This is a genomic window from Methylobacterium sp. E-025 (genome assembly GCF_022829705.1).
In the GTDB taxonomy this organism is placed as follows: Bacteria; Pseudomonadota; Alphaproteobacteria; order Rhizobiales; family Beijerinckiaceae; genus Methylobacterium.
The window spans coordinates 1-3,580 of record NZ_JAKSYR010000166.1 but is presented as its reverse complement, the minus strand read 5'-3'; the positions used below and the strand labels follow the sequence as shown (position 1 = coordinate 3,580).

General features: G+C 57.2%; 5 protein-coding genes and 1 pseudogene. 3 read left to right on the top strand and 3 right to left on the bottom strand.

The genetic code is table 11. The features are described 5' to 3' along the window. Nucleotides 1-216 (top strand): annotated as a pseudogene (locus MKK64_RS24160) (porin); the annotation flags it as partial. Nucleotides 217-343: 127 nt separating this feature from the next. Here MKK64_RS24160 and MKK64_RS24155 read toward each other — a convergent pair. Together MKK64_RS24155 and MKK64_RS28170 are read right to left on the bottom strand one after the other, a co-directional pair. Further along, nucleotides 344-1,243 (bottom strand): hypothetical protein, encoded by a 900-nt coding sequence (locus tag MKK64_RS24155; RefSeq protein WP_243938095.1) that lies wholly within the window; start codon nt 1,241-1,243, stop codon nt 344-346. A 48-nt stretch (nt 1,244-1,291) separates the two neighbouring features. Beyond that, the gene (locus MKK64_RS28170; protein WP_279593354.1) at nt 1,292-1,414 is read right to left on the bottom strand and encodes a hypothetical protein; all 123 of its coding nucleotides are present in this window, start codon (nt 1,412-1,414) and stop codon (nt 1,292-1,294) included. Between the two features lie 407 nt (nt 1,415-1,821). Between MKK64_RS28170 and MKK64_RS24150 the strand changes: the two genes are divergently transcribed. Together MKK64_RS24150 and MKK64_RS24145 are read left to right on the top strand one after the other, a co-directional pair. Beyond that, nucleotides 1,822-2,109 carry a hypothetical protein gene (locus tag MKK64_RS24150; protein ID WP_243938093.1) on the top strand — a complete coding sequence of 96 codons (288 nt, stop codon included), beginning with the start codon at nt 1,822-1,824 and terminating at the stop codon, nt 2,107-2,109. Between the two features lie 192 nt (nt 2,110-2,301). Beyond that, nucleotides 2,302-2,859, top strand: coding sequence for a chemotaxis protein CheB (locus tag MKK64_RS24145; RefSeq protein WP_243938091.1), 558 nt, complete (start codon nt 2,302-2,304; stop codon nt 2,857-2,859). A gap of 114 nt (nt 2,860-2,973) precedes the next feature. Here MKK64_RS24145 and MKK64_RS24140 read toward each other — a convergent pair. Further along, on the bottom strand, nt 2,974-3,580 hold a 607-nt coding region (locus MKK64_RS24140), incomplete at its 5' end, for a hypothetical protein (protein ID WP_409568005.1).

The window sequence follows — 3,580 nt, the reverse complement described above, 5'->3', positions numbered from 1 at the left end:
GGCGCGAGCCTGATCTGGTCGCCGGTGAAGGACCTCGATATCGGTGTGGAAGGCCTCTACACCCAGATCGGCGTCAAGAACGGCCGCGTGATCGACACCGACAAGGATCCGACCGCCTACTCGCGCATCGCCGCGATCAACGCCGGCGGCGCCGTTCGCACCGCGACCAGCGACGACGTCTTCCAGGCCAAGGTTCGCGTCCAGCGCGACTTTTAAGCCAACTCGATATGTGCGCGGCCTGCATTGGTCGCGCACATACTTACCTAGAGAGTCGAGACTTGCTCAGGGCTCAGCTGCAAAGCTGGGCCTTTTACTTTATAGCGCTCTTTAAGTCCATGTTTCGCTAGGGGACAATCCCCAATCGGGCTCGCATTGCGTGGTCTTCCAACAGAACGTTTTGCCGATCATGCACGGATGGCCCGAGGGGATGCGCAAATGCAACGACGTTTTCCTCGCCGACACTAATGACCCCAACGTTAAAGAGTCCTAATTTTTCTCTGAGCGATATAAGGTCATCAGTCGACACCCAACTTGGAGCGCACAGATAATACTGAGCGAAAAATGTTGCTTCGACGGCTGCTTTCAAGGCTGCTTTCGTTGCAACCTGTGAATTAACATCGCCAAAAAATCTCAAACCCTCGAACGCAGCAAGACAAAGTTTGCCATCGCTCATGAAATCGACGTAGAAATTTGGGTGACAGTAAGGATATCGCCCAGGCCAGATCTTAAGACGTCCAACTGACGAACTTTGCGTCAAACCCAGGATTTGTTGGAGAGCGTCTTTATTTGACAGATTTTGGAAAAGCTTGTCTGTAAAAGACTTCGACGATTGTAGGCCTGCACTCATGGCAGAAATCTTGCTAGTAGGATCTTTTTTAGTTTGGTCATAGATGCTGCGCAAATTGCGTAATGTAAGCTGATCTGTGCTACAAACTATTTTCTTAGCCCGGTCTTCGTTTGCTTTCGCTATGCGGCTAACTACTTCAAGATTTGACATGGGCCATCCAAGCGCGTGGGCTGGCAACTCATGCGAACTAATAAATTTTTGAATGAAGGCGTATGTTCTGATGCCAATCCACAATTGGCTTGTTGTGTAGCCGGTTAAATTTGCGGCCACTTCGACCCATGGCCTACCTTGGTCGTCGACGCTGCCTGCTGACATAAGATCGCGAAGAGCTTCCACGATGAGGGGCCAAGGCACTTCTCTCGAACGTGCGTCGGTGAGCACCTCTACCGAATTCATATAAGCTTCCCTCGATCTGACGGCCATTTGAACGATAGCGGTTCTATATCAAGTCGCCGCCTCCGGCTGCGCAGGCGCATTGCCGAGATCGTAGAAGCCGTCGTTCTTGGTCGCGTCGCCTTTGCGCTGCTCCCATGCCAGGGTGTTGATCAGGTCGAGCGTCGTCGTCATTCCCGTGCTGCCGGCAGCGGCTATCCGACGAGATCGAGGTGCGCGAGGGCGCCGACCACGCTCCAGGACTCGAGCCGCCGGCTCTCGCTGTTTTCGACCACCGTGCGAGTGGGTCAGAGCAACGCCGTCGCAGCTTACTCTGATGCCAAGATTGCAGTTGGGTGGCGAAGCACGTCAATCCCTCATCACTGCCAAGCCGGCAGGGCGGCGTATCCGGATTCGCCCCAATTACCCCGGGCTGGTACCAACAGGCATCGGCCAATCCGCGTCGAGTGAGGATCTTTGGGCAACTACGGCTTGAACGCTATCTCGGTACGTGCAATCCATAGTTGTATAGATGTCTGCAGGGACGCATGACGTGCGTCGCGGCGGTTGGACTTAGATCTGATCCGGTCGGCAGGATGGCCATGGCGATAGATAAGGATGCGGTTGAGCAGCATGCTGAGGCCTCAGCCTTGCGGGTGCTCATGCAAACGGTAGCGGTGCTGGTGTTCGAGCAGTGTGGCATGTCGCCGGTACGGGTGCGTGCCCTTGGACAAAGCCTAAGCGCCGAGATGTCAGATATTGAGATACCGGGGGCCAGCCGGACCGATCTCGATACGATCCGCGAAGCTAACGCGTGGGCGGTCGTTGCCGCGTTTGGCAGTGTTGCTGAAGCTATGCGGGGTGATGAAGATAAGGCTGCAAGTGGTTGAATTTGCAGCGTAAACGCAGGTAGTTGCTGCAATCACCTAATGGTGGAAATTAGACGCTTGGCATCCGCTTGAGGTGGTATGCGGGCGTGCCGCATGAGGAGCGGATCGCACACGGGATCTGCCCCCCTAGAGAACTGGGTCTTCCGCAATCTTGCCTTTGAACATTCCACCTAAGGCACTGTTGGCAGTCTCATGGGACTCATCATCGTCATCGCGGCATCAGCCGGCAGCCTCGCACCGCTCCGACAGATCATCGGAGGGCTTCCGGCAGATTGCTCGGCGTCGGTGTTTATCGTCTGGCACATCGGCCGTCATCCCAGTAGCCTCCCTGAGATGCTGAGCATGACGAGCCACCTGCGCATTTCCCATGGCGAGGATGGCGAACCCTTTGAGGACGGTTGCGTCTACGTCGCCCCTCCCGACAAGCACATGTGCCTTGATCACGGCGTGATCCGTCTCGATCACGGGGCGAAGGTCCACTTCACCCGTCCTGCGGCGGACCCGTTGTTCGTGTCAGCCGCCGAGGCCTACGGCGAACGCGTCGTTGGTATCGTGCTCAGCGGCTATGGTGCGGACGGCGCGGATGGCTTGGCGACTGTCAAAGCACGCGGCGGCTTGGCCCTCGTCCAGAAGCCTGAGGAGGCCGAGCAGCCTGCAATGCCTTGGGCGGCGATCATGGCCGATCATCCTGACGCCAGCCTGCCGGTCGCAGAGATCGTGGCTCGCGTGGCGGCGTTGGTCAAAAGCTGAAGCAGACGGTACCGAATGCTAGGCTCCTACTGATAGTAGGCTTCATCGTGCTAGGCCGATACCAAACGTCATAAACCGCGGAACGACGGTTTCGGATGGCGACGGCGCTGGGTCTCAGATACTCGTCGTTTCCATCTTCCGGCTCTTGGAGACATTCACCTCTTTGAACAGGTCGTCCATCGAAGCGCGCGGCTTCGCACCAGCCGGGAAGCCGTGAAGGGTGATGTCAAGTGAGCCTTTGCCACCCTTAGCGACCGGAGCTTGGTCTCCGTACATCCGCTGCATCATGCGATCACCCATACGACCGGATGATCCGGGGGCATCAGCCGAAGGCCCAGGTCCAGAGCCGTAGGTTTTAGAGCGAATACGTCCATTTGGCATCCGCATGGTGCCATTGCCGAGGTCTACGCCGACTTGGCCGTCAAGACCGGTCGCCGCACCGCCGCCTGATGCCGACGCAGACGCCGCGCTTTCACCGTCCAGCCGCAGTCGGTTCAAGAATGGCAGGCGGATCTGATAGGCGAGGTCGTGATGCTGAGGGTTCTCGAATTTCGAGATGCCGGCGTAGAGCGCAGCTTCATCGCTCGGTGCACCCATCATCGCGCGATAGGCTTTGTTGTGGCTTACCGCTCCCGGCAGACCCAGCATCTCCATGCGGAGATATTCCTGCTGAACTCCACGATCACGCCAATCCTTACCTTGGGAAGCGGCGTACTTCCGA

Coding starts and splice junctions, on each gene's coding strand:
- MKK64_RS24145 (WP_243938091.1), top strand. CDS start 2,302: ATGGGACTCATCATCGTCATCGCGGCATCAGCCGGCAGCCTCGCACCG.
- MKK64_RS24155 (WP_243938095.1), bottom strand. CDS start 1,243: ATGAATTCGGTAGAGGTGCTCACCGACGCACGTTCGAGAGAAGTGCCT.
- MKK64_RS24150 (WP_243938093.1), top strand. CDS start 1,822: ATGGCGATAGATAAGGATGCGGTTGAGCAGCATGCTGAGGCCTCAGCC.
- MKK64_RS28170 (WP_279593354.1), bottom strand. CDS start 1,414: ATGACGACGACGCTCGACCTGATCAACACCCTGGCATGGGAGCAGCGC.